23 protein-coding genes are annotated in these 25291 nt (G+C 47.6%); 11 read left to right on the top strand and 12 right to left on the bottom strand.

All coding sequences use genetic code 11. The features are described 5' to 3' along the window. Nucleotides 1–212: 212 nt before the first annotated feature. Nucleotides 213–1397 (top strand): aldose epimerase family protein, encoded by a 1185-nt coding sequence (locus EJV45_RS15235; RefSeq protein ID WP_129716897.1) that lies wholly within the window; start codon nucleotides 213–215, stop codon nucleotides 1395–1397. Between the two features lie 248 nt (nucleotides 1398–1645). On the opposite strand, the gene EJV45_RS15230 is transcribed toward EJV45_RS15235, so the two are convergent. The 5 genes from EJV45_RS15230 to EJV45_RS15210 form a co-directional block, all read right to left on the bottom strand. Continuing rightward, entirely contained in the window at nucleotides 1646–4231 is a 2586-nt protein-coding gene (locus EJV45_RS15230; RefSeq protein ID WP_205942399.1) for a phosphoenolpyruvate carboxylase, read from the bottom strand. A gap of 261 nt (nucleotides 4232–4492) precedes the next feature. After that, nucleotides 4493–6040, bottom strand: coding sequence for a DHA2 family efflux MFS transporter permease subunit (locus EJV45_RS15225; protein ID WP_129716893.1), 1548 nt, complete (start codon nucleotides 6038–6040; stop codon nucleotides 4493–4495). Between the two features lie 3 nt (nucleotides 6041–6043). Continuing rightward, nucleotides 6044–7084, bottom strand: coding sequence for an HlyD family secretion protein (locus EJV45_RS15220; protein ID WP_129716891.1), 1041 nt, complete (start codon nucleotides 7082–7084; stop codon nucleotides 6044–6046). Nucleotides 7085–7098: 14 nt separating this feature from the next. Continuing rightward, on the bottom strand, nucleotides 7099–8415 hold the full coding sequence (locus EJV45_RS15215; protein WP_129716889.1) for a TolC family protein: 1317 nt from the start codon (nucleotides 8413–8415) through the stop codon (nucleotides 7099–7101). Next, nucleotides 8412–9020 (bottom strand): TetR/AcrR family transcriptional regulator, encoded by a 609-nt coding sequence (locus EJV45_RS15210; protein ID WP_129716887.1) that lies wholly within the window; start codon nucleotides 9018–9020, stop codon nucleotides 8412–8414. Before EJV45_RS15210 ends, EJV45_RS15215 begins: the two co-directional genes overlap by 4 nt. A 245-nt stretch (nucleotides 9021–9265) precedes the next feature. Between EJV45_RS15210 and EJV45_RS15205 the strand changes: the two genes are divergently transcribed. After that, complete coding sequence (locus tag EJV45_RS15205; RefSeq protein WP_129716884.1) at nucleotides 9266–9448, top strand: hypothetical protein; 183 nt, start codon at nucleotides 9266–9268, stop codon at nucleotides 9446–9448. Nucleotides 9449–9500: 52 nt separating this feature from the next. Further along, the gene (locus EJV45_RS15200; RefSeq protein ID WP_129716882.1) at nucleotides 9501–10061 is read left to right on the top strand and encodes a DUF2911 domain-containing protein; all 561 of its coding nucleotides are present in this window, start codon (nucleotides 9501–9503) and stop codon (nucleotides 10059–10061) included. Nucleotides 10062–10081: 20 nt separating this feature from the next. On the opposite strand, the gene EJV45_RS15195 is transcribed toward EJV45_RS15200, so the two are convergent. From EJV45_RS15195 to EJV45_RS15185, 3 genes are all read right to left on the bottom strand, one after another. Further along, on the bottom strand, nucleotides 10082–10573 hold the full coding sequence (locus EJV45_RS15195) for a hypothetical protein (RefSeq protein WP_129716880.1): 492 nt from the start codon (nucleotides 10571–10573) through the stop codon (nucleotides 10082–10084). Next, nucleotides 10570–11151, bottom strand: coding sequence for an RNA polymerase sigma factor (locus EJV45_RS15190; RefSeq protein ID WP_129716877.1), 582 nt, complete (start codon nucleotides 11149–11151; stop codon nucleotides 10570–10572). Before EJV45_RS15190 ends, EJV45_RS15195 begins: the two co-directional genes overlap by 4 nt. Before the next feature lie 67 nt (nucleotides 11152–11218). Next, a complete protein-coding gene (locus tag EJV45_RS15185; protein WP_129716875.1) occupies nucleotides 11219–11785 on the bottom strand; it encodes a Crp/Fnr family transcriptional regulator in 567 nt (188 codons plus the stop codon). 134 nt (nucleotides 11786–11919) lie between these two features. On the opposite strand from EJV45_RS15185, the gene EJV45_RS15180 reads away from it, so the two are divergent. Beyond that, a complete protein-coding gene (locus tag EJV45_RS15180) occupies nucleotides 11920–12261 on the top strand; it encodes a DUF6249 domain-containing protein (RefSeq protein ID WP_240755300.1) in 342 nt (113 codons plus the stop codon). 44 nt (nucleotides 12262–12305) lie between these two features. Here EJV45_RS15180 and EJV45_RS15175 read toward each other — a convergent pair whose 3' ends face one another. Genes EJV45_RS15175 through EJV45_RS15165 form a run of 3 tightly spaced genes read right to left on the bottom strand, consistent with a single transcriptional unit; the run spans nucleotide 12306 to nucleotide 14447 of the window. Further along, nucleotides 12306–12734, bottom strand: coding sequence for a hotdog fold thioesterase (locus EJV45_RS15175; RefSeq protein WP_129716873.1), 429 nt, complete (start codon nucleotides 12732–12734; stop codon nucleotides 12306–12308). Beyond that, on the bottom strand, nucleotides 12731–13252 hold the full coding sequence (locus tag EJV45_RS15170) for a DinB family protein (RefSeq protein WP_129716871.1): 522 nt from the start codon (nucleotides 13250–13252) through the stop codon (nucleotides 12731–12733). Before EJV45_RS15170 ends, EJV45_RS15175 begins: the two co-directional genes overlap by 4 nt. Further along, complete coding sequence (locus EJV45_RS15165; RefSeq protein ID WP_129716869.1) at nucleotides 13233–14447, bottom strand: HAMP domain-containing sensor histidine kinase; 1215 nt, start codon at nucleotides 14445–14447, stop codon at nucleotides 13233–13235. The genes EJV45_RS15170 and EJV45_RS15165 overlap by 20 nt, the downstream gene beginning before the upstream one ends. A 134-nt stretch (nucleotides 14448–14581) precedes the next feature. On the opposite strand from EJV45_RS15165, the gene gltX reads away from it, so the two are divergent. From gltX to EJV45_RS15130, 7 genes are all read left to right on the top strand, one after another. Then, complete coding sequence (gene gltX / locus EJV45_RS15160; protein WP_129716867.1) at nucleotides 14582–16093, top strand: glutamate--tRNA ligase; 1512 nt, start codon at nucleotides 14582–14584, stop codon at nucleotides 16091–16093. Nucleotides 16094–16157: 64 nt separating this feature from the next. After that, nucleotides 16158–16994: a neutral zinc metallopeptidase gene (locus tag EJV45_RS15155; protein WP_129716865.1), complete on the top strand. Its 837-nt coding sequence runs from the start codon at nucleotides 16158–16160 to the stop codon at nucleotides 16992–16994. A gap of 109 nt (nucleotides 16995–17103) precedes the next feature. Beyond that, a complete protein-coding gene (locus EJV45_RS15150) occupies nucleotides 17104–18210 on the top strand; it encodes a hybrid sensor histidine kinase/response regulator (protein WP_129716863.1) in 1107 nt (368 codons plus the stop codon). Between the two features lie 7 nt (nucleotides 18211–18217). After that, nucleotides 18218–21817, top strand: a complete 3600-nt coding sequence (locus tag EJV45_RS15145) for a response regulator (RefSeq protein WP_129716861.1) — start codon at nucleotides 18218–18220, stop codon at nucleotides 21815–21817. A 15-nt stretch (nucleotides 21818–21832) separates the two neighbouring features. After that, nucleotides 21833–22201: a response regulator gene (locus EJV45_RS15140; protein WP_129716859.1), complete on the top strand. Its 369-nt coding sequence runs from the start codon at nucleotides 21833–21835 to the stop codon at nucleotides 22199–22201. Nucleotide 22202: 1 nt separating this feature from the next. Then, a complete protein-coding gene (locus EJV45_RS15135; protein ID WP_129716857.1) occupies nucleotides 22203–23027 on the top strand; it encodes a protein-glutamate O-methyltransferase CheR in 825 nt (274 codons plus the stop codon). Beyond that, nucleotides 23006–23593 carry a chemotaxis protein CheB gene (locus EJV45_RS15130; RefSeq protein WP_129716855.1) on the top strand — a complete coding sequence of 196 codons (588 nt, stop codon included), beginning with the start codon at nucleotides 23006–23008 and terminating at the stop codon, nucleotides 23591–23593. The genes EJV45_RS15135 and EJV45_RS15130 overlap by 22 nt, the downstream gene beginning before the upstream one ends. Nucleotides 23594–23595: 2 nt before the next feature. On the opposite strand, the gene EJV45_RS15125 is transcribed toward EJV45_RS15130, so the two are convergent. Next, the gene (locus tag EJV45_RS15125) at nucleotides 23596–25269 is read right to left on the bottom strand and encodes a Zn-dependent hydrolase (protein WP_129716853.1); all 1674 of its coding nucleotides are present in this window, start codon (nucleotides 25267–25269) and stop codon (nucleotides 23596–23598) included. Between the last annotated feature and the right edge of the window lie 22 nt (nucleotides 25270–25291).

Below are 25291 nucleotides of genomic sequence, written 5' to 3'. Positions count from 1 at the left end.
TTCGGTATAAACTAAAAAATTAGTTTTTGCAATGATACGGTAACGTTTGATCAAATGCAATGGCTGAACTGAAATTTTAACATTCGATAACATTATTTAACAGTTGTTACAAAGCGCGTCAGATTCAGCCCTTTGAAGTACAGATTTTTGAAAGAATACTGCATGCTCATACAATTTTGCTACATTCGGTAACCTTAATTTCACAAACCCCAATGAACCAAACCTCATACGAGCAAATCAAAAAAAGGTTCGGACTGGCCTGCAAGGCCAGCATATTGCTTCTGGCGTTCACAGCCTGCCAGAGCGGAACCACGAAAGACACGGCTGCAGACAGCACTGCCGCCACCGGCACTGACCTTCAGCCTGCACAGTTCAGCAAGACGATTGACGGAAAAAAAACCGCGCTATACATCCTTGAAAATGGCCAGGGTATGAAAGCCGTTTTTACAAACTACGGCGGTCGGCTGGTGGGACTGTGGGTCCCTGACAAGAATGGCAACCTGCGCGATGTTGTGATTGGCATGAAGGGAGTTGATGACTACGAAAAGGCGACTGAACCATATTTTGGTGCAACTATTGGCAGGTATGGCAACCGCCTGGCAAAGGGAAAATTTGTTCTTGACGGCAAGACCTACCAGGTTCCGATCAATAACGGCGAGAATGCGCTTCATGGCGGAAAAAAAGGATTTCAATATGTTGTATGGGATGCAGAGCAGCCTGATAAAAAAACGCTTGTTCTGCGCTACCTGTCGAAAGATCGTGAAGAAGGTTTCCCCGGTAATCTCCAGGCAAAGGTCACTTACACTCTGACTGATGATAACTCCGTTAAGATGGAGTACGAAGCTACGACTGATAAAGCGACGCCTGTTAACCTGACGAACCATGCCTTCTTTAACCTGAACGGCGAAGGCAGCGGCACCATACTCGATCATATGGTTGTTATCAATGCAGACTCCTATCTGCCGGTTGATGCGGGGTTGATTCCTACCGGAAAAATTGAAAGCGTTGAAGGGACGCCATTTGATTTCAGAAAAGAAACCGCTATCGGCACACGCATCAATGTAACCAACGAGCAGTTGAAGAACGGCGATGGCTATGACCACAACTACGTGTTGAAGAAAGACAAGAAAATGAGTCTGGCAGCGCGTGTAACGGGAAACCTGAGCGGAATTGTGATGGAAATTCACACCGAAGAGCCGGGCCTGCAGTTTTATAGCGGAAACTTCATGCAGAGCAAAAACGTCATGAAAAACGGATCAAAAGATGATTACCGTACAGCCTTTGCTATGGAAACGCAACATTTTCCGGATTCACCGAACCAGCCGTCTTTCCCTGGTACGATCCTGAAGCCCGGCGAGACCTATAAAACGACCTCGATCTATAAGTTCAGCAAGTAAGATCTGAAGATAAAGAAAGCCGCAATCCGAACAGGTTGCGGCTTTTTTTATGCGTATGCAAGGTGAAGTCTGTCATTAGGAGTAGAGTCTGAGTGTAAACCAAGCCTGGCCGCCAGCTTTTGCATCTGAAATGCGCCTTTGGCCCGCACATAACTCGACTCCTGCAAAGTTGGTAACTTTCGTAAAGTTACCAACTTTAAGTTAAAAAAATAAACAAAAAATAAAAAAAAACGATATTTCCCGATCAATCACGCTGTGTTTCTACCAGCGTTGACAATTCCATAAACCGTTCTTACCGCCAGCTTTTCGTATACAGCAGCCTCATCTTCCGCTGCACCCTTGCGCAGCTTTTCGAGGGCATGGTGCTGGATCAAAACCAAAGGCAGAATAATTCGCTCGCGGACCGCAATCGATTTTTTATCTACCGGATAATTGGCCATCAGGCTTTCAAGTCCTGACAGTTTCAGCAGCATGTTTTTTGACAGCTCGTACTCGTCATACAGTTGTTTCCAGAACACACCAAACTCAGGATCATCAGCCAGGTGTGCAGTGATACCAAAATCTGCTTTGCTCATAGACATCATACAGTTGTCTATGATCGTTTTGAAGTATCCGGATTCCTGATACGTTTTTGAAACACTTTCCCACTCGCCTGCTGCTTCGCGGTTTTTCAGGGCCGTTCCGATCCCGTAAAAACCGGGAATGTTTTGTTTCAGCTGGCTCCACGAATTTACAAAACTAATGGCCCTGAGGTCTTCCAGTTTCAGTTCGCGGCCTTTGTTACGTTTCACAGGCCGGCTGCTGATGTTAATCTTCGAAAGCAGCCTCAACGGCGAGAAATTTTCCAGGTAGGGAAGAAACTGGGGGTGCTGACGAAGCGCTACAAAGGCATCATAACTTTCTGCAGCCATTTTTGAAACCACATCACTGTGCTCCTTATCGAGTAAGACGTTATGTTTTTCTTTGATTCCGGATGATATACCGGCGTTGATAAGTTGTTCAATATTAAACTCGGCGCTGTCGACAGACCCATACTGAGAACTGATCGTTTGCCCCTGAATGGTAAGCTGAATATTTTTATTGGCAATCTCACGCCCCATAGACGCATAGAACCGGTGCGTTTTACCGCCACCACGCGCAGGCGGGCCGCCACGACCGTCAAAAAATGCGAGCTGGATGTTGTGCTTCGCAGAGACAGCAGTCAGTGTGGTTTTTGCTTTAAATATGGACCAGTTTGCCATCAGATAACCACCGTCTTTGGTGCTGTCTGAAAATCCCAGCATGATATCCTGCTTGTTTCCGCGGCTGGCCAGGTGTTTCTTGTAAACGGGATGGGTATACAATGTTTCCATGACCTCAGCGGCAACCTCAAGGTCTTTAACTGTCTCAAACAGCGGAACAAAGTCCATTGTGAGGTCGTTCAGGCTCCAGCCATTCCATAAAAACAGTTCCATCAACTGAAGAATATCGCTGGCTTGCTGGCAGTTACTGATGATAAAACGGTCGCAGGCATTCGTACCATTGCTCTTCTGAATACTTCTGATCTCTTCAATGGTCTGCAATGCGTCCTGTACAAGGTCGTCACCCTGCTCAGCAAAATTGATCCGCGCCTCCTTAAATGATATAAGGGCTATTTTTTCTTTCTCGCCCAGTTCGTCATAATTTGCCGGATATAACGAGTTGATTGGCTTGTTCTGGCGGCAAAAGGCGTGTACATCACGCAATACGCGGCTGTCCTGGCGAATATCCAAAGAAGCAAAATAGCAGCCGAACAAGTCAACCTTACGAATCAGGCTGTTTACCGGCTCAAGGAACAGTCCGCCATGATCATTGATCAGTGTTTCGCGGATCTTATTAAGATTCTCGAGCAGGAACGCAGAGATATCTGTGCCCTCAATAGCATTGTCGAAGGCATTGTTGTACAAAACCTCCTGCAAAACATTCATGGTATCTTCAACACCACGGAAAGTAATACGTCTTTTCAGGTTGCGGAAATCGCGGTAATAACATCTGAACAGGATCTGCCGCAGCATACGTGCGACCTCGATCGTTGTCCGGGCATGCACATTCGGATTACCATCGCGGTCGCCCCCGGGCCAGAAGCCCAGTTCAAGTATTTTATTGCTTTCGAGATTGAACTCGTTGAATATTGTATCGGTCTCGGTCTGAATATTGGCCGCAGCGAAATAAAAGACGTTCTCCAGGTACCAGGCCAGACTCAGCGCTTCGTCTACCGGTGTAACTTCGTTCTTATTGAAAAACGGAGTCTTTCCCAGTTGCTGCAGCAAGGTGTTAATCTGCGTGAGGTTGTTGTTTTTGATGGCCTCCGTAAGATCTGTAATAATAGCCAGAACGGTACCAGGATAAAACTGCGTAGGGTGGGCGGTCAGCACAAGACGCAGCGAAAACTCATTGATAAGCTGCTGGAACCGTTCGTGGAGTGCCGGATGTTCTGTGCTTCGCTGCAGCAGCGCCTTGAGCGATGTCTGCTCATCCGGCGCATGCAATTTATTGAAAGAGGCATCCTCAACCGCATCAAACAGAACTACCTGACGCTCAATGTATTGTATGAATCTGAAGAGCAGGTCGTGCGTGTCTTTGGCGCTCGCGCCGGGGGTATATTTTTCAAAAAAGCCTTCGATGATCTCTGCAGGCCGTTTCTTCTCTTTTACGCCGTCTTCGCAGCTTTTAAAAAACAGGGGCAACAGGGTTCCAGTATCCTTTACTCGATAGAAGGGGAGGGTAAGAAACAAGCTGTTGTACAACTCATATCTCGAGATCACCTCCGCATTGAAAGTGGACTCTCGCTGTCCCGCGGTTCGGAATTTCGGCATAATTATTCTTTGGTTTCGGTATTTGTGGCCGTAATACTACCAAAAAATCAGGACATTACCGGGCTGAAGACGCCAAAATTATTTTGACAATTTGTGAAAAAACCGTAACTTAGGCTATCTATTCGGTTAGTCATAACCACTAGGTTTACATACAAGTCAGCTCCAAGAGCAGGTTTGTATTAATTGTTAATTTTTTGGGATAAAATAGCCGCTGCATTCGTGTAGCGGCTATTTTGTTTATACACATCGTTCGATCAGATCTTAGTGCACGTCTACCGGCACATTGGTGTTCTTTTTAAATTTTTGCAGGTAGAGCAACGGAATGCTGAGCAACATGATCAGTCCTGCCACCCAGTACGCATCGTTATAGGTTAGCAGCAGGGTTTGTTTAATAACGGTACCCTCCATCGCTTTCAGGGCCATCATTTTCGCATCGAGAAATGACGAACCTTTAGCCATAAAACTCCTGATCATCAGATTGAACCGCTCTGTAAAAGCCGGATTCGCTTCATTGATGTTTACCAGCAGATTGCTGCGGTGAAATCCCTGACGCACATGGATCAGCGTGGTAAGGGCCGCAATACCAAATGACCCACCCAGCTGACGCATCATATTGTTCAGACCCGAGCCCTGGCCAACTTCAGCACCTTTCAGATCCTGAATAGCCAGCGTGGTCAGCGGAACAAACAGCAATGCCATACCTACCCCTCTAATGATAAGCGGCAGAAAAAAGTCGCCGGTTCCCGATGCCAGGGTTGAATTACTTAACATGGTGCAGAACACGAAAAACAGGAGCATGCCTATCGTAGCCATAAACTGGGCAGGAACGCCTTTTTTAAGCATAATGCCAATAAAGGGCATCATAGCAATGGTACAGAGGCCGCCAGGAAACAGCAACTCCCCTGTCTGCAGCGGGGAAAAGCCCAGCAGATTCTGACAGAATATCGGAAATACGAACACTGAACCATAAAGACCAAAGCCAAGAACGAAAGAGGTGAACATGCCGACAGAAAAGCTGCGGTGCCGCATAATTTTGAAGTTTACCACAGGGTGGTCTGTACTCAGCTCACGCCAGATAAACAGCAAAACACCAATAACAGACAGAGCAGACAACACGGTAATGTATGGCGTGGCAAACCAGTCTTCGCTTTCACCTTTCTCCAAAACGGTTTGTAAACTACCCACAGCTACGGCAAGGAGCACGATACCCCACCAGTCTACCGGCATTCCTTTACCTTCTTTAGGCGTTGCCCTGACAAAAGCATAGGTACAGTAAGCAGCTAAAATACCCACCGGGATGTTCACATAAAAGATCCATGGCCATGAACTGATTTCGAGGATATAGCCACCGATCGTCGGACCTACGGTAGGGCCAACTACCGCGCCTAGTCCGAATAAGGCCGTTGCAATACCGACATCCTCGCGTGGCCAGGTTTCGAGCAAAATTGCCTGTGCGGTAGAAATAAGTCCGCCGCCGGCGAGACCCTGTATGATACGAAAGAGAACCAGCTCTTCGAGCGATGTGGCATTACCGCATAAAAATGAGGCAATCGTAAACAGGATAATAGAAAAGAGGAAGTAGTTTTTTCGTCCGAAACGGGAACCCAGCCATCCAGACATGGGAAGAATAATTACGTTTGCTACGGCATAACCGGTAGACAGCCAGGCTACATCTTCCAGGGTAGCACCCAGGTTTCCCTGGATCTGTGGCAGCGCAACGTTAACGATCGTTGTATCGATCAGTTCAAGCAGCGATGCCGTGATCACCGTAAAGGTGATGACCCATTTTTTTAAACCTTTCTCGGCCATTTTTTATGATTTTACAGAAACTGAGACTTTTACGCTCATACCGGGACGAAGTTTTGCAAGCACATCTTTTGATGCTTTAAGCCTGATCTTAACAGGTACGCGTTGTACAACTTTAACAAAGTTACCGGTAGCGTTATCGGGCGGAAGCAGAGAACCTTTAGCACCGGTAATCGGTGAGAAGTTGTAGACTTCGCCCGTCACTTCGAGGTCAGGATAGGCATCCACCTCTATCTTTACAGGGAGACCTGAACGGAGTTCTTCAAGCTGGGTTTCTTTGAAATTGGCAGTTACGTAAACGGAATTTGTATTTACAATGGAAAACAGGGTTTGGCCTGCCTGCACCAGCTGCCCTTTCTGAATCGTTTTTTTACCTACAATACCCGACGTTGGGGCCGTGATATTGGTGTACGACAACTGAAGCTGCGCAAAATCAACGTCTGCCTGACGCTGGTTTACACCGGTATTACTTACCGCAAGTTGCGACCGCGTTGCACCAACCTGTTTAACGGCAACATTGTACTGGTCTACCGCTGCCGTGTAAGCCGCCTGTGCACTTTCTTTCTGCGCTTTGGCCTGATCAAACTGCTGCTGGGTTACCGAGCCGTCTTTCACCAGGTTTGCATAACGCTGGTAATCCTTTTCAGCCAGATTCAGCTTAACGCGCGCAGCTTCGATGTTTGCCTTTGCCGTACTCGTCGTTGCGGCGGTAGCGGCAATCTGCGATTGTGTAACATCGACCCCTGCAGTTGCGCCCTGCTGCCCGGCTTTTGCCAGCTCCAGCTTTACTTTATAGTCGCTGTCATCCAGCTTTACCATTAATTGCCCTTCCTTTACTACAGTGTTTTCTTCGAAACGGATCTCCTGCACATAACCGCCAACGCGGGCTACTACCGGACTGATGTCTCCGTCAATCTGTGCATCGTCTGTGTCTACATGTTTACTGTAATAGATGTACTCTTTGATGCCAAACACAGCACCGATTATAAGCAGTACGCCAAGGATAACAGGTACTACTTTATTCTTCTTTTTCTTCTCAGTTGTCATGATATGTTGTTGATTTATTGGGCAATTTTTCCGGTTGATTTTAATAGGGTATAATAGGCAAGACCTGCATCAGCCTTTGCAAGCTCAAGGTTGATCCGTGCCTGATATAACAGCGTTTCTGCATCAATGCGATCTATAGCCGAAGCAACGTTGTTTTTATATTTCGATGCAAGCAGGCGGTCGTTTTCGGTTGCCTGTGCAATAGATGTTTCCAATATCCTGATCTTATTTACAGCGACCTGGTAGTTCTGATAGTTCTGGTTAATCTCTGTTTTCACCTGATCGGTAAGCATATCTTTGCGTATAACCGTTTGTTTCTGACGGATCTTCGCGTCGGCTACCTTGTTTTTATTTGTCCACAACGAACCGATGTTCCACGACAGGTTTGCGCCCAGCGTAACGGGTACGATAAACTGGTGCACAGGCGGGATAAAGCTGCCGCTCGGATTGATATAATAAAGATTGGCACCGACACCAAGCGTAGGGAGCGTGTTTGCCCTGACGGATTTGATGTCCAGCCCTGCTACTTTATTTTGCAGATCAAGTTGTTTCAGCTCCTGACGGTTGCTCATAGCCATATCCAGATAACTGGCTAAAGGCGCAGCAGCCTGCAGGGCCGCATCATTTTTCGGGATATTAACTTCGGTGTCTTCTGAAATGCCCAGCAAAACATCCAGGTTATAGTTCAAAACTTTCCTGTTGCTTTCGATCTCAAGCGCAGTTAATGAGACATTTGCCTGCTGTAACTGAAAGCGGAGTACGTCATTTTTAGTCACAATTCCCTGCTCGAAAAATCGCTGTGCCTGTTTGAGCTGGCTCGCTATCGACTCGAGATTCTGCGCTACAACTTTTTTGCTCTGAAGAATCTTATACAGGCCATAATAGGTATTGATCACGGCGTAAGTCACTTCTTCGCGGTTTTTATCTGCATCAAGTCGCGCAACGTCGGTGAGAAGCCGGGTCGACTCTTCTGCGTAGTGAAGTTTACCGCCCGCGTAAATCAGTTCTTCAACGCTTGCTGTGCCAACAAAGGCATCGGCACGTTTGGGAAGATAAAGCGGGCTGGCATCACCAATACGCAGCTGATTGGTAGGTATTTCAGCGTGGTTATACATGAAAGACGCTTTTGCCGAGGGCAGCATATTATCTTTTACTGATTTCAGCTGGGTTACCGCTTCTTCGATCTTGCTTTCTGAAAGTTTTAGGTTTTTGCTGTTTTGAACGCCCAGGGAGATCGCCTCCTGCAGGCTGAGCGTACGTGTCTGCTGCGCATACAAAAATGCGGGCAGCAGGGTCAGGCCGAAAAGGGCCCGGAAAAATAGGTGCTTCATTTTTTGGGTTCTAGAAACGTTTGTGCGAGTTCTTTTAAATGGACGATGAGCCGTTCTTTCAGGATATCACGGTCTTTTGGCTTGCTGATGTCGAGCGTGTTTCCGGTTACCTTTCCCGGCGACGTTGCCACATGGCTGATGGTACCCATAATGGTAGCAATAAGCATCCTGACATCGACCTGGCGGAAATGCCCGTTTTCAATGCCTTCTGTAACAATGTGTTCAATAACCTGAAGGTTCTGACTTACTGCATCTTTGATTTTTTCATACATCTCAGGGCGTTGGGCCAGAGAAAGCTCGCGATGCATCATCTTATGAAAAGCGGTGTTGGAAAGTATCCGGTCGGCATAACCTTCTATCACCTTCATCAGCTTTTCCATAGGCGAAATCTTATCTTCATCGATAATGGTTAGCTGCGCCCGGAATCCCTTAATGCGCTCGGTCATAATTTCAATAAAGACCCCCTCTTTCGACCCGAAATAATAATTTATCATCGCCATGTTGGCCCCAGATTCGCGCGCAATCTGCCGCGTTGAGGTCCCCTCATAACCCAGATCGCAAAAGAGTTTCTCGGCCGCCTGAAGAATACTGGTTCGTTTATCCATTTATCTGTCTCGTTAAAACGTCTGCAAAATTAATCAAACGATTGATTAATTAGGAATTTATTAGCGTTTGTTTGACACGGCTGTGATAATCAGTCTGTGGTTATTTTTTCATTGACCGGTCAGCAGCAGGAAACAAAAAGTTTCCGGGGCAGTTTATATACGGACAAGGGCACCTTCAGCGGATAAAATGTGGGGGATGTTTCTGACAAATAATTTTTACATTTGCAGGAAATACAAGACGAACAATGAGCACGCAAGAAAATAAAAACAACTTTGACTGGGTTTACTATGTAATGGGTCTTTTCTTTGGCATTGTAACTGCAATCATCGTAACCGGTTCATTTGGTTACGCTGTACTCGGCGCTTTGCTGGGATTCCTGAGCGGGGGCTTCTTCCTGAATGTTCTTGTAAAGGGAAGAACTTACTAGTCTTTCTTTTTTCCGGACAGAAGCTTATGTCTGGTATAAATCTTCATATTTTATGAAAAGATTATTCCTGGTCTTGCTCTTCAGTGCCGGCGCTTTGTTTACCTCGGCGCAGGAAACCAAATTTCCGATCCTTGATTCCAGTCCGGCTGATATTCTTTATTATCCGCTAAACGCGGCTAAAGATAAATCGGCTAACAGCGGGCCGGTTGTCCGGGTTTTGTATTCCAGGCCGCAGAAAAAAGGACGTGAAATTTTTGGCGTCCTTGAGCAATTTGGTAATGTATGGCGTGTGGGCGCAAACGAAAGTACCGAAATCCGCTTTTATAAAAGTGTGAGGTTGAATGGGAAAAAGGTTGCAAAGGGTACATATAGCTTATTTGCCATCCCGCAGAAAGATAAATGGACGATCATTATCAACCGTCAGACCGACCGTTGGGGCGCATTCAGTTATGATCCTTCAAAAGATGTGCTGCGTACAGATATCAGTGTCAGGAAAAGTGCTAAAGTAATTCAGGCCCTGTCCATGACATTCGAAGATACAGCTGCCGGCGCCAACCTTATTATAGGGTGGGATGAGACGATCGTTGCTGTTCCGTTGAGCTTTAAAAAATAGAATGCCCTGGAGCCAGCGCATTACGCGGGGCCGTTCCCCGCTTTTTTGTGGCGCAATATTCTGTCCAGGCCGATCAGTGCAAGCAGCACGTCAAGGCCGATCATCACTTTAAGTAATCCAGGAGACATCAGCCTTTCTGTTTCAACAGAGAGGTTTGGTTTCCAGTTGCTTAACATGTCTCCCGGTTCAGCATGTATAACCGCGTAAGCAAAGATGCTGAAAATAGACAACGCAAAGAATGCTGCGATCCCGTATACAATTGCCCGGCTCACGCGGGTTTTTAATGTCACAGGCACCGGTTCAAGTTTCACTCCTTCCATTACATTACGCGTAAACGACATGGATGGAGACTCGGTTTCCATGTCTGCCAGTTCCCTGTGCAGCATTTGAAGCTCGCTAAACAAACGCCCGAAGCCGGGATCATTTTCTATCAACGACCTGACAGCGATTTCCTCGGCTTCCGTGCACTGCTTGTCCAGGTAGGCCCAGATAAGTTCATCGTGTGATTTCATATCAATTCATTTACTTCGTCTTTCAATAATTCGTGCAGCTTTTCTTTAAGCCGCTGGCGTGCGCGATGCAGCTTTACCTTCACCGTATTGGCCGACATTTTTAGCGTTCCGCCAATTTCTTCCAGGCTTTGTTCGCCCTGATAAAAAAGACCAATGATCGCCGCATCGTCAGGTTGCAACGCTTCGATCGCCTGCTGCAGGTAAAAGTTCCTGGACTTGCGCTCGGCGCTGTGCATTCCCGTATCGGCGGCGCGGTCGGTAACCTGAGCAAAGGTGTTTTCGTCATCTATCGATGTCGTATCTATCCTTTTTTTCCGCAGAAACGTCATGGCTGTTGTATACGTAATGGTATACAGCCAGGTTGAAAATTTCGAATCCTGTTTAAAACTTCCAAGTGCTTTATACGCTTTGATAAAACAGTCCTGCGCAACTTCCTCGGCATCTTCCCGTGTTTTTACAAAACGAATTGCAAGCGTAAACACAAAGCGCTGATGTTTCGCTACCAGCAGGGCATACTGATCTGTGTGTCCTGCTAGTACCGATTGAATGAGCGTTATGTCGTCCGGTTGCTGCCGCATGTACAAACTAAGACTACACGCATTGCATACAGGTTACAGGTTTTCGGGGTATACACACAAATTTCTGTTAGCGAACTTCAGCGCGGATCCGGCTAAGTGTTACCTGGCTTACACCCAGGTATGAAGCAATTTGCCCCAGCGGTATTCGTTGTAAAAGCGCTGGCGTACTGTTAATCAGTTCAAGGTACCGCTCTTTTGCGGTCCTGAATTGTCTGCAGATAAAACGTTCTTCTGTCCTGATCAGTTCTTTTTCGGCGAATTTGCGCCCCCAGTTGGCTATTTCGAGGTTGCTTTGGTAGAGTGCCTGCAGGTCGTGATGACTTACCTTATACAATATCGCATCTTCAAGTAACTCAATATTCTCGTAGCCGGCGCGCTGATATATATAACTTTCAAAAGAGAGAATGACGTCGCCTTCTTTGCCAAACCAGATGTTGATCTGTTGGTTCTCCCCATTCACAAAAGCCCGTGCCAGGCCCTTTTCTATAAAATAAATATAACGCTCTGTTTTACCAGCCCTGATGATCGTTTCGCAGCGTGGTTTTTCAATCCGCGTAAATAGAGCTGTTAGCTTTCCTGTTGCTTCAGCGCTGAGCGGGTAGATATGCTGTATGCTCTTCAGAGTTGTTTCCAATGCAAAATTAGTGGCATGCCAAGGTATGGATTTTTTTTTCTGCTGCCGTGTAACCTGTTTTAAAACGATGTGGTCATAGCTTACGAACACGGTTCAGAAAAGACAAAATATTAAAACATAAAAATAGCAAACACATGGAACCTCTCATTCCAATTTCCTTATTTCTCGGCGCATTTGCCATGGTATTTGGCATCCGGTATTTATCAAACAAAGAAAAAATGGCCATGATTGAGCGGGGTATAGATCCCGGGATCGGTCAGGCGCAGCCTAAACCCTATACAAGCCTGAAATTTGGCCTGTTATTGATCGGTCTTGGGCTGGGTTTACTGGTTGCGCTGGTCAGCGTTCGTGCTTTCCTCGGCGAAGATCCAAATGAAGGGCAGGCTACAGCAATCTACTTCGGGTGCCTGAGCATTTTCGGAGGCCTGGGTCTCATCGTTTCCTTTCTCATAGAAAAAAAGACCTTGAGCCGGTAGCGCTCATTCGGCAAAAAGGAGCGGCATGTTCGGTGCCGCTTTTTTTATGCCCCGGGTTTGGGAATAATGGCAACCGTTAAACGGCTTATACAATTCGTTTTGCCGCGTTCGTCAAAAATCCGGATATCCCAAACATGCGTTTTTGCGCCCCGGTGAACAATTTTACAGATCCCTGTTACCTTACCGCTTTTTACCGGTCGAAGGTGGTTTGCGTTCACTTCCAGACCAACTGCCAGATATTTTTCAGGATCGATACACATGGCCGAGGCGACACTGCCAAGCGTCTCTGCAAGCACAACTGAAGCACCGCCGTGCAGAATTCCGGCGGGCTGTCGCGTGCGGTCATCTACCGGCATGGTGGCTTCAAGTTCATCGTCGCCTACGCGTGAAAACCTGATGCCAAGCAATGTGCCCATGTGTTCTCCCGGACGGGCGTTCAGCATCTCTGCGTCAAATTCTTTAAACCAGATCATTTACCTGTCTGCTTTAGATATTTTGTCTCGAGCACCCTTTGATGGTGATTAACATGCCCGGCAATAACATACAGCAAAGCCCTGACTGATATGATGCGGCCGTCTGTCATTGTGCCGCGGCGATCAAGTTGCGCTTCGGTAAGTCCGCGGAATAAAAACAGGTTTGATTTGCGCAGCAGTACAAATTCCTGTACCAGGTCATCGAGTTGCCTTCCTGCAAAATCGGCATAGCGCACATAATCGTCTTCTTCGAACCCTGGCAGTGCGGTCTTGTCATTTCGTGCGAAAGCTGTTAGCCGGAACACCAGGATACGTTCTGTATCGACCATATGTCCCAGCAATTCCTTCATTGTCCATTTTCCGGGAGCATAGGCGTACGATTCCAGCTGGCGGTGTGCCAGGATGGTATCAGTAAAATGAAGTACCTGGTTTTCCAGATCCTCAAAGACATCGCCCGTTATCTGGTCGATGTAAACGGCTCCCCACGAAGCATATTCCTCAGGCTGTGGTCGGTTCATATTTTAAACTGCTTTTTAAGATGATTCTGAATGTTGTTCCCTTGCCCAGTTCAGAGTCTTTGACAAAGATCTGGCCGCTGTGATAATTCTCTACCATACGCCGTGTTAACGATAAGCCGAGGCCCCAGCCGCGTTTACGTGTTGTATAACCGGGCTGAAATACAGCATCGAATTTTGAGCGGGGAATGCCTTTACCGGTATCGTGCACGTCGATAAAAACCTGTTCTTTTGCAAGGTTTTCGATGATCTCTATCGTGATGTTTCCGTCGTTTTCAATAGCATTGGCGGCATTTTTTAACAGGTTCTCAAGCACCCAGTCAAACAGGGGTACGTTCAGCATCGCCCTGACCTGTTCATCACCGGTTACGGTAAAACGAATCTTGTCTGACGTTCTTATTTTGAAATACTCGACAAAATTGCTGACCACGATAAAGACGGTATGATCTTCCAGGATCGGTTTGGAACCGATTTTCGAAAAGCGGTCTGTTACGACCTCCAGGCGCTGAATATCGTTTTCCATTTCGAGAAACAGTTGGTCGTCTTCAGAGCCAAATTTGCTTTTGATGATTTCCATCCATGCCATCAGCGAAGATATGGGGGTGCCCAGCTGGTGGGCAGTTTCTTTGGCTAGCCCGACCCATACCTGGTCCTGTTCCAGCTTTCGCGCGGAGCTGAACGCGACATAGGCTGCAAGCAGGAAAACTCCCACAACGGCCAGCTGGATATAAGGAAAATAACGCAGCTGTGTGAGTATGAAGGAGTCTTTATAATACACCTTATACTCTGTACCGTACAAGCCGGCAATGGGAATGGGCTGGTGTTGCCGCTTCATAGTAGCCAGCTGGTTCTGAAAATAAACCGAATCCGCTATCGCTTTGGGCGAATCGTCAAGCTTGATGTGTTTTTTTGTGGTATCCAGGTTATTTACCGCAATAATGGCGTCTTCCTTATCGGTCAGAATGACGGGAACCGTGCTGCTTTTATTGATCATGTCGATGATCTCAGTATAACGGTTATCGTCGTAGAGCTCAAAACGCTTTTCCGCAGCCTTTACCCATAGTTGAAATTGCACCCGCTCTTCCCTTTCCATTTTCTTAACAAAGAAATCGGTATAAAAAACGGAGGCGGTTCCGATAACGAGGGCAAAGATCAGCAGAAAAAATTTCCTGCGGCGCTTCTGTTGGTATGGATTCATAGAATGAACAGCCAAAATACAAAATCGCTTGCAAATACCGCAGGCGGGAGACCGAACCGTATGAAAAAGCTATCTTTGCGGGCCGGTGTTATGCAACCGGGCGGCCATCAGGCCGTATCAGAACCTTTTCAGTTATGGAACAAAAAATACGCGTAAGATTTGCGCCGAGCCCAACCGGCGGCCTGCACCTTGGCGGTGTGCGGACAGCACTTTTCAATTACCTGTTTGCCCGCAAGCACAATGGAACCTTTATTCTCCGTGTTGAGGATACAGACCAGACCCGCTTTGTTGAGGGTGCAGAAGCGTATATCAATGCCTGTTTGAGATGGTGCGGCATAGAGCCGGATGAAAGCCCGCTTAAGGGCGGTCCCCATGCACCGTACCGGCAAAGCGAGCGTAAGCCGAATTACAGGGCCTTCGCTGAACAGCTGGTTGATGAAGGTTACGCATACTATGCTTTTGATACCCCTGAAGAGCTTGACGCCAGGCGGAAAGAAACCGCAAATTTTCAATACGGACAGGCAACGAGGCTTTCGCTTCGCAATTCGCTCGTCCTGACACCGCATGAGGTGAGCCAGCTGTTGCAGGATGGCGTACCGCACGTAGTCAGGATAAAAGTCCCCGAAGGAGAAAACGTCTATTTCAATGACATGATCAGGGGAGATGTCAATTTTGACACCTCGATCGTCGATGATAAAGTATTGCTCAAAGCTGACGGCATGCCTACCTATCACCTGGCCGTGGTAGTAGATGATAAGGCAATGGAAATCTCGCATGTGTTCAGAGGCGAAGAGTGGCTGCCTTCTGCACCCGTGCATATTCTGCTCTGGAAATACCTTGGCTGGGAAGCAAGCATGCCGCAATGGGCACACCTGCCACTTATTCTTAAACCCGACGGCAATGGCAAACTAAGCAAACGCGACGGCGACCGGCTCGGTTTTCCTGTGTACGCAATGAACTGGACCGATCCGAAAGCGGGTACACTGACAGAAGGGTTTCGCGAGCGCGGGTTTTTACCTGAAGCTTTCGTCAATATGCTGGCCATGCTTGGCTGGAACGATGGCACAGATCGCGAGCTTTTCAGCCTGACTGAACTGATCGAAGCGTTCGATCCGGACCGGATCAGCAAAGCCGGAGCAAAATTCGATTTCGAGAAAGCCAAGTGGTTTAATCATGAATGGATCAAAAGCCTGGACGCAAAAGCGCTTGCGCCGCTTGTAAAACCGGCACTCGAAGCGGAGGGGATCATGGTAAACTATGAGACCTATCTTGAACAGGTGCTTACACTGATAAAAGAACGCTGCACACTATTGCCCGATTTTGTAGCGCAGGCTGCGTACTTTTTCAGACAACCGCAGGAATACGACGTGGCTGCCGTAAAAGGAAAATGGAATACAGATAAGTCTGTTTTCTTTAAAAACTACGCTGATAACTTTACCGGGGAGGGAGATGCCGCAGCTGCTGAAGGCGCGTTCAAGTCGCTCGCCGAAACCAGCGGTTTTAAGCCCGGCGAACTGATGCTGCCCCTTCGGGTGATGCTGGTTGGCGGAAAGTTCGGGCCGGGTGTTTTCGATATTGCCCTGCTGCTCGGAGCAGATGAGGTGAAAAACCGCATCACAACGGCCCTTGAAGTCATCAATGCTTAAGCCTTACGGCTTAGATTGGCAAAACAATTGTGCTAAGACCGGGTATTCCTAAAATTTTAGCACTATGAAATGGTTTGGCAGAGGCAGTGACAACGTAGAAGACGGCAGAGGTCTTGGCGGTGGCACCATACTTGGCGGCGGCATCGGCATCGTTGTAGTTATTCTTGGTCTTCTTTTTGGCAAGGATTTTTCAGGCATAGTCAGCCAGATTCCGGGAACTGAACAGGGAGCGGTAAAACAGGGGGTTCCTCAGAACGATGCGCAGGCCCAGTTTATATCAGGCGTCCTTGAATCCACCGAGCAGGTCTGGGACGCGCAGTTCCGCGAGATGGGCAGGCAGTATGAACATCCAAAGCTGCGCCTGTTTACAAACCAGGTACAATCTGCCTGTGGTGGTGCTTCTGCTGCCGTCGGACCATTTTACTGTCCCGGCGATAACAAAGTTTATATAGATCTGTCTTTTTATAACGAGCTGCGTGACCGTTTCGGAGCCGGCGGCGATTTTGCACAGGCATATGTAATTGCGCACGAAGTGGGTCACCACGTGCAGAACCTGCTCGGCATTTCGAACAAACTGCACGAAGCCCGGGGCCGGCTAAGCGAAACCGAATACAACCGCCTGTCTGTTAAACTTGAACTCCAGGCCGATTTTTTTGCCGGGCTCTGGGCCCATCATGCACAAAACCTCAAAGATTTCCAGCTTGAGGCAGGCGACCTTGAAGAGGCACTTACAGCGGCAAATGCCATTGGCGATGACAAACTGCAAAAACAGGCACAGGGCGAAGTGGTGCCTGATGCGTTTACACATGGCACATCACAGCAACGCATGTTCTGGTTCAAGAAAGGTTTTGATACCGGAGATATCCGCCAAGGCGACACCTTCAATGCATCCGAACTGTAAAGCGGCCAAATCTATTTGTTTAAACACCTAAATGAAACAGCAGTTGATTAATAGAATGAAATTGTTTTTCTTTACATTCCTTTAATTTAGCCGATAAACACGCACATAGATGATTCTATTAGTCGACGATACCCCTGAGAACCTGACTTCGCTAAAAAAAGTTCTGGAACACGGTGGCTTCGAAATTGATACTGCGTCTTCAGGAGAAGAAGCGCTGAAAAAAGTGCTGAGAAATGAGTACGTGCTCATTATTCTTGATGTCCAGATGCCCGGCATGGATGGTTTTGAAGTTGCAGAGGCTATTTCAGGATATAGCAAAACCAAAGACACAGCCATCATTTTCCTCTCGGCCGTTAATACAGAAACCAGGTTTATTACGAAAGGTTATTCATCCGGCGGACTCGATTATATAACCAAGCCGGTAGATATCAACATTCTCCTTCTTAAAGTCAAGACCTTTTACCGTATTTACGAGCAGAACCGCAAGCTGAATGAAATGCAGAAAGCGCTTCTCGAAGAAATAGAATACAGGAAGGCGGCAGAATACAAGAAAGACGAGTTTATCAGCATTGCCAGTCATGAGCTAAAAACGCCGCTTACCAGCGTAAAGGGTTACATCCAGTTGCTTGAACGCAGTATTGACAAGGGCGATACCGAAACGCTGAAAAAACACCTGAAAAAATCGCAGGTTCAGCTGGAGAAATTGAATGATCTGATAGCTGATCTGCTTGACATGTCTAAGATCGAAAGCGGTAAGCTAAAGCTGAACATGAAGCCATTTGATGTTGATGCTATGATTGCAAGCGTAATCGAGGTCATGCATCAGTCTAATCCGCATATCAACATCCACCTGCAGGGCCAGGCTGGCGTTGAGATCTTCGCCGATGAAATGCGCGTAGAACAGGTTTTTGTAAATCTGCTTACCAATGCAATCAAATACTCACCCGGCCGCAATGATGTCTGGGTAACAACCGGTATTGAAGACGGCTATTTCTACTTAAAGGTAAAAGACCAGGGTCTCGGCATTCCGGAAGAACAGCAGGCAAAAGTGTTCGATAAATTTTACAGGGTTGAAGAGCCCTCGAACCGTTTCCAGGGTCTCGGCATCGGCCTGTACATCTGTGCGGAGATTATCAGGCGGCACAAAGGAGAGATCGGTGTTACAAGCACACCCGGAGAAGGATCAGAATTTCATTTCAGGATAGCAGCCCACTAGCAAAAATATGAGTACTAAGTTAAAAAGTAATTTGCGGCTAGGCCTCGGCCTGTCGCTTTTGTTGCTTATCATCAGTTCGCTGGCTTCGTATATAAGCCTTCAGAACCTGAATAAAGCATCAGGAACGGTTACCAAGACAAACGAGATCCTGCGAAACCTTGAGCAGGTCCTTTCTACGTTGAAAGATGCTGAAACCGGGCAGCGGGGTTACCTGTTAACGAGCGATAAAGCTTTTCTAAAACCCTATGAAGGCGCGAGCGACCGTGCGCAGCTCCTGTTAAATCAGGTTGAGGCACAAACGGCCGACAATGCGCTGCAACAAAAAAATATTGCGGTTTTGCGTGAGATCATTGTGCGCAGACTTGATATTTTACGACAGAGCATTGCCGCCAAAAGCAACGGTATCCCAGTTGCAGCCTCTACCTTAATCACCGGAAAAGAATACATGGATGAAGCACGTTCTGTTGTTGCTGCCATGTCTGCTGAAGAGCGCCGGCTGCTCAGCGCGCGTACGGCCGACCAGATGAAACTTGCCAGTTACACACCGGTACTGATTATCATTGCCGCCCTGCTGTCTATTCTGATTACCATTTTCTTCTACTACCGGGTGTCGAACGATTTTGAAGAGAGGCTGCGCCTAATGGCAGAGCTGAACAAAAAAAATCAGGAAATTGACCGGCGCATTGCAACTATCCAAACCGTCGCCGCCCAGGTATCTGCCGGCGACTATGATATCCGCATGGACAATGCGGAGATCAAAGACGGTTTGGGCTCCCTCGCGGGAAGCATGAACACCATGGCGCAGTCGTTGCAGGAGTCTTTCGGGCGTCTTGCCGATGAAGAATGGCTGCAGACCGGCATCGCCAATCTGAATAATAAGATGGTTGGCGAGAAAAATGAAGTGCAGCTTGTTGAAGATATCGTAGAAAACGTCGCCATGTATACAGATAGCCAGGTGGGCGCCATGTACGTTCTCGGCATGGACAACAAACTATATCTGATGGGCGGTTATGGCCTTGTGAAAAACAAAGCCCTGGCTCAAATAGAAATGGGAAGCGGATTGATCGGTCAGGCTGCGAAATCTTTGAAGACATTGCAGGTTAATGGGGTTCAGGAGGCAGACATTATCGTGTCGCACGCATCGGGTGAGCTTAAACCGGGGTATATTGTTGCCCAGCCGATTCTCCGGTACGGGCAGTGCATTGCTGTTCTCGAGCTGGCTTCGCTGGCCCCATACAGTGCCCAGGATATCACCTTATTAAACCGGATCAGCGAAAACGTAGGGCTGGCGTTATTTTCCGCTCAGAACCGCCGGCGGCTGCAGGAACTGCTTGAAGAAACCCAGGCACAGTCTGAAGAACTTCAGGTTCAGCATAACGAACTGGAAGGTCTGAACGCCGAACTCGAAGCGCAGACACAAAAACTGCAGGCATCTGAAGAAGAACTTCGCGTGCAGCAGGAAGAATTGCTGCAAAGCAACCAGGAGCTGGAAGAACGCAGTGCCCTGCTGGAAGAAAAAAACCAGCTTATTGAGGAAAGAAATGCAGATATCCAGGTTAAGGCTGCCCAACTTGAACAAAGCACAAAATACAAGTCTGAGTTTCTGGCGAACATGTCGCATGAGCTGCGGACACCGTTGAATTCGATCCTGTTGTTGTCTAAACTGTTGTCAGAAAATAAAGAGATTGAAAAGGAATACGTAGAATATGCAGAGGTTATCCAAAGCTCGGGGCAGGGTCTTCTTGCCCTGATCGATGAAATCCTCGATCTGTCGAAGATTGAAGCAGGCAAGATGACGCTTGAGCGTCAGAACATCCAGGTTAGCGAGGTATTGCAGGATATGCGGCTGCTCTTCGATCCGCAGGCAACCAACCGCGGATTAAAGCTGGTTGTAAATGAAGAAGCCGGTGTTCCTGAGACGCTCTTTACAGACAAAATGCGTTTGGAACAGGTGCTGAAAAATTTGCTTTCAAACGCGATCAAGTTTACATCAGAAGGTCAGGTGACGCTTAGCGTTTCAACCTATAAAAGCCCCGATTTTGTACGTTTTTCGGTCACAGATACAGGAATCGGCATTCCGAAAGATAAACAGGCTATGGTATTCGAAGCGTTCCAGCAGGCCGACGGGTCAACGAGGCGCAGGTTTGGCGGTACGGGTCTTGGTTTGTCAATAAGCCGGGAACTGGCGAAACTCCTGGGCGGCGAAATTTCGTTGAGCAGTACCGAAGGAAAGGGCAGTACATTCAGTATTGTTATTCCCCGTGATGCTACAAAAGTGCAGGCTGTACTTGAAGAAGATGTAACTGAATTGCAGCCAACCGCGGAGCCTGAACCTGAGCTGGCCGTAGCGCTTCCTGAAACACATCGTGTAACCCGGATCCCGCTGGATGTAGCTGATGACCGCGATCAGATTGCAGCAGGAGATAAGGTGATCCTGATCATTGAAGATGATACGGCCTTTGCAAAGGTACTTCTTGATTTTACCCGCAAACGCGGCTACAAAGGTATTGTTGCTGTGCGCGGCGATGCGGGCATTGAAATGGCTCAGAAATTTGCCCCGCTGGCTATCCTGCTCGACATCCAATTGCCTGTCAAAGACGGTTGGGAAGTGATGCAGGAGCTGAAGTCAAACCTGCAGACCCGCCCGATCCCCGTGCACATTATGTCTTCGCTTGAGGTGAAAAAAGAAAGCCTGCTGAAGGGTGCTGTAGACTTTATCAACAAGCCGGTCGCACTCGAACACATGCAGCAGATATTCAGGAAGCTGGAAGACGCACTTAGCCGGCATCCGAAGAAGGTACTGATTGTAGAAGAAAACCAGCAACACGCAAAAGCTTTGAGTTATTTCCTGAGCAATTTTAATATCCAAACGGAGATTGTAGATAACGTGGGTTCAGGCATCGATGCGCTTCAAAAGAGTGAGGTCAACTGTGTGATCCTTGATATGGGCGTACCCGATAAAACTGCTTACGACACGCTTGAACTTGTAAAACAAAATCCGGGTCTGGAGAATCTGCCTATTATCATTTTCACGGGTAAGAACCTGTCAAAAGGTGAAGAACGCCGAATCAGACAATATGCCGACTCAATCGTTGTTAAAACCGCGCATTCTTACCAGCGGATACTAGACGAAGCTGCGTTGTTCCTGCACCTGGTAGAAGAGAAAGCTGAAGATAAAAAGCCAAATGCAGCTAACGGATCGGTACTGGGCGGAATGCGTGAAGTGCTGAAGGAAAAAACCGTGCTGATCGCTGATGACGATGTACGGAACATTTTCTCCATTACAAAAGCCCTTGAACAGCATAAAATGAAAGTAATTCCTGCCACCGACGGTAAAGAGGCGCTTGAGATATTAAAGAAAAATCCGGGAATAAATGTCGTACTGATGGACATGATGATGCCTGAAATGGATGGTTATGAGTCGATACGGGAGATCCGGAAAATCCAGTCGTTCAGAAACCTGCCGATACTGGCCGTTACGGCAAAAGCAATGATGGGCGACCGCGAGAAATGTATCGCTGCCGGTGCCTCAGATTATATTTCAAAACCTGTTGATATTGACCAGCTGATATCCCTGCTGCGTGTCTGGCTGTATGATGCAGTTTAGTAAAAACCTGTACACATGGAAAACAAAAAAATTCTGATCATAGACGACGACAGCAGAAACATTTTTGCACTAAAAGCGGTTCTAAAGGCAAAAGGTTATAGCTGTGTATCAGCACTTGGCGCTGCCGAGGGGCTGGCTCTGCTCGAAAACGGTGATATCGCCGTGGTGCTGCTTGATATGATGATGCCTGAAATGGATGGTTACGAAGCCTTGTCGAAAATCAGGGCGAACGCGGTCACCGCTTCAGTTCCGGTTATCGCGGTAACTGCGCAGGCCATGGTTGGCGACCGGGAACGATGTCTTGACGCCGGTGCCGACGGGTACATCTCTAAACCAATCAACGTTGAGGAATTGATAAAACTTTTAGAACAATACGCCATTTAAATTGACCAGCCCATCCATCACAGATGAACAACTTGAGTTCCTGCTTTCAGATTTGCTGGAGTGGTATGGGTATGACTTTACCGATTACACCCGGGCGTCGCTGAAGCGTCGGGTAAACAGGCTGTTCGGTCTTGATAAGTTTGTAAGTTTTGCTGAGTTCAGGTATCAGCTGCAGACTGATCCGATCTATTTTAAGCGGTTTGTAGAACAGATTACGGTCAACGTGACAGAGATGTTTCGCGATCCCGGCTTTTACAGTGCACTGCGCAGGGAAGTTTTGCCTAACCTGAATACATATCCCGTAATTCGTATCTGGCTGGCCGGCTGCTCCACCGGCGAGGAAGCCTACTCGATGGCTATTCTTCTGCATGAGCACAACATGCTTCACAAGACGCTGATCTATGCGACCGATCTTAACCCGGCCGTGCTTGAGCGGGCAAGTCGTGGCACCTTTCCGTTGGCTTATATGAAGCAATATTCAGAAAATTATATCGGAAGCGGCGGCAAAAATGACTTTTCCTCTTATTACACCGCTAACTACAATAACGCTAAATTCGACGATCATTTTCGTTCGAAAATTATTTTTTCTACGCATAACCTTGTTTCAGACCACTCTTTCAATGAATTCCAGCTAATTCTGTGCAGGAACGTACTGATCTACTTTGAACGTAATCTGCAGGGGAAGGTGCTGGAGCTTTTTGACAGCAGCCTTGAAAATCTTGGTTATCTTGCCCTGGGCTCTAAGGAAACGATAGATTTTACCAGTATTGCCAAAACGTACAAACGTATACCCGGCGAGAAGATATGGAGGAAACGATCGTCATGAGATGTGAGGCATTATTTATAGGGGGCTCGGCAGGCAGCCTGGATGTGCTGCTCAAGGTTTTTCCTGACCTGAAAACGGATATTTCTTTCCCGATTGTAATCATTGTGCACCGCAAAAGAGGAACAGACTCACTGCTAAGTGACCTGCTGGCTTCCCGCACTTCACTCAAGGTTAAAGAAGCAGAAGAAAAAGAACCGCTGCAAAACGGCTGGGTCTACGTTGCCCCGGCAGACTATCACCTCCTTGTTGAACAAACGCGTACGCTGTCCCTTGATTATTCAGAAAAAGTAAATTACTCACGGCCTTCAATCGATGTTTCCTTCCAGACGGCTGCAGAGGTTTACCGCGACAAGCTGGTATGTGTGTTACTTTCAGGATCAAATGCCGACGGAGTAGAAGGCTTGCAGGTAACAAAAGAACATGGGGGCATCGCTGTTGTGCAGCGTCCGGATACAGCCCAGGTTCCATACATGCCCGCACAGGGCGCCGAGCGTGTAGATATCGATGCACAGCTTAGCCCGGCCGAAATGGCAGCGTTTATCAACGGGCTTAATCCGGAAGATTAAATCTATTTCATGCCAAGAATATCGGCACCCTGATCAAACACCACATCAACAGGAATACCTTTGCGGCTAAGCCTGTCAAGATCGGCTTGCAGATCTGCGGGAATTACAGCCATTTCGCGCTGAAGCTTCTCAACTGCTGTGCGGTCCCCATTGCCTTGCAGGGTCAGAATCACACCGCTGAGTTTGTCCATAGCCAGTCCGAACTTCTCGAAGTCGACCCTGTATGTGCCGTTTGCTGAGCGCTGAAATGCGCCTTCCTTTTTGAAGAAGTTGAAGCATTGCATGTTTGCCTTACCATGTGCACTTGCAGCACCAAAACGCACTGAGCGCAGAATGCCGGCCATAAAGGTTGTATAGAAGGATTTGAGATCGCCGCTCAGCTCGCCTTTTTTTACCAGTGCTGTAACCATATACAGACCCAGGATATCTGCCTTTCCCTCTTCCAGCCACGATGCCTGCTCCTGAAGGGCGCTGCGTACAGTGCCTTTGCCATTAACGGTTTGTTTGATACCGAGGCCGTGCGCAACCTCATGAAACATTACATTTGAAAAGAATGCATCAAAGTTGATCAGGCCGATCTGGTCTTTGTCAATCAATTCCTGCGCAATAGGCACCAGGATCTTGTCGAACTTGGCTTTCATGGCGTTCTTTAATTGAGACCGCCGGGTACCTTTTTTCTGCTGTATAATCTCGTCATTTGGCAGGTTCACGGCGATCGTTTTTGAACCCGAATTACAATCACCCGCATAAAACACTACATCATAAGCATTCAGCTCAGAGTCTGTACCAGGCTTTTCTGCTTTATATTTTGCAGCTACAGGAAGGCCTTTTTGCAGTTCAGGCAGCAAGGTAACATACTTAGCAAGACGCTTGCTCCACTCACGGTCTTTTACAAGCACATAGGCCTCATACGAAGTTCTGGCATTAAACAGTTTGTCCTCATAATTTTCTATCGGACCAATAATGATATCCAGCCCATTGTTTTTCATATCAAGCCAGGCATAATCGCTGGCTGTGAATTTGTCCGTAACCAGAGCATCGGCCCGCAGGTTCAGGTATTTTTTTAATCCCGGGTCTTCAGCAAGCAGGGCTGCCTGTTTAAGTAAGTTTGACGCTTTTTGAAGCTCAGCGGCAAAAGCAATATGATAGGGTACGGATGCCAATACACCCGCGCTATCACGCCTAAGGATTGAATAAGGATCGAGCTTGCCGGGCAGTTCTGACTTTTCGATTTCCTCTCTGGTAATCCCTGCCGGGTAAAAACCCGCGCCGTCAGGTTTCGCACCGACACCCGCTACAAAAGGTTTATCGCCGTTCAGGCGGTCCCAGGGGCCATAATTGATCTGTATAAACTCGCGTGTTTTTTCATCTTTCACAACAGCAAGAAGGCTGTCGCGTGCAGGATAGGTTTGTTTCCAGAACAGCTCATCCATAATTTCTGCCGCCTGAATAAGGAACGGCAGCATTTTACGCTCAGTAACACTGAGCTGGTTCAGGTCTGTGCTGAGCCTTACGCGCTCATAAATCGGCAAACGCTGTGACACATATTCCTGAAGGCTGTCGGCTACTTTTGCCGTACTGCCTTGTCGCGATTGCTCGGTACCGTTACAGGCACTCAAGCCGATTGCTGCAGCCGAACTGAGAAGGATGCCGATAGTTCTGAAGGAAAAAGCCATAACCCTGATTTGAATTTGGCAA

It is taken from the genome of Pedobacter sp. SYP-B3415 (assembly GCF_004138205.1).
Taxonomy (GTDB): domain Bacteria; phylum Bacteroidota; class Bacteroidia; order Sphingobacteriales; family Sphingobacteriaceae; genus Pedobacter.
This window is presented reverse-complemented; position numbering and strand designations above follow the sequence as displayed.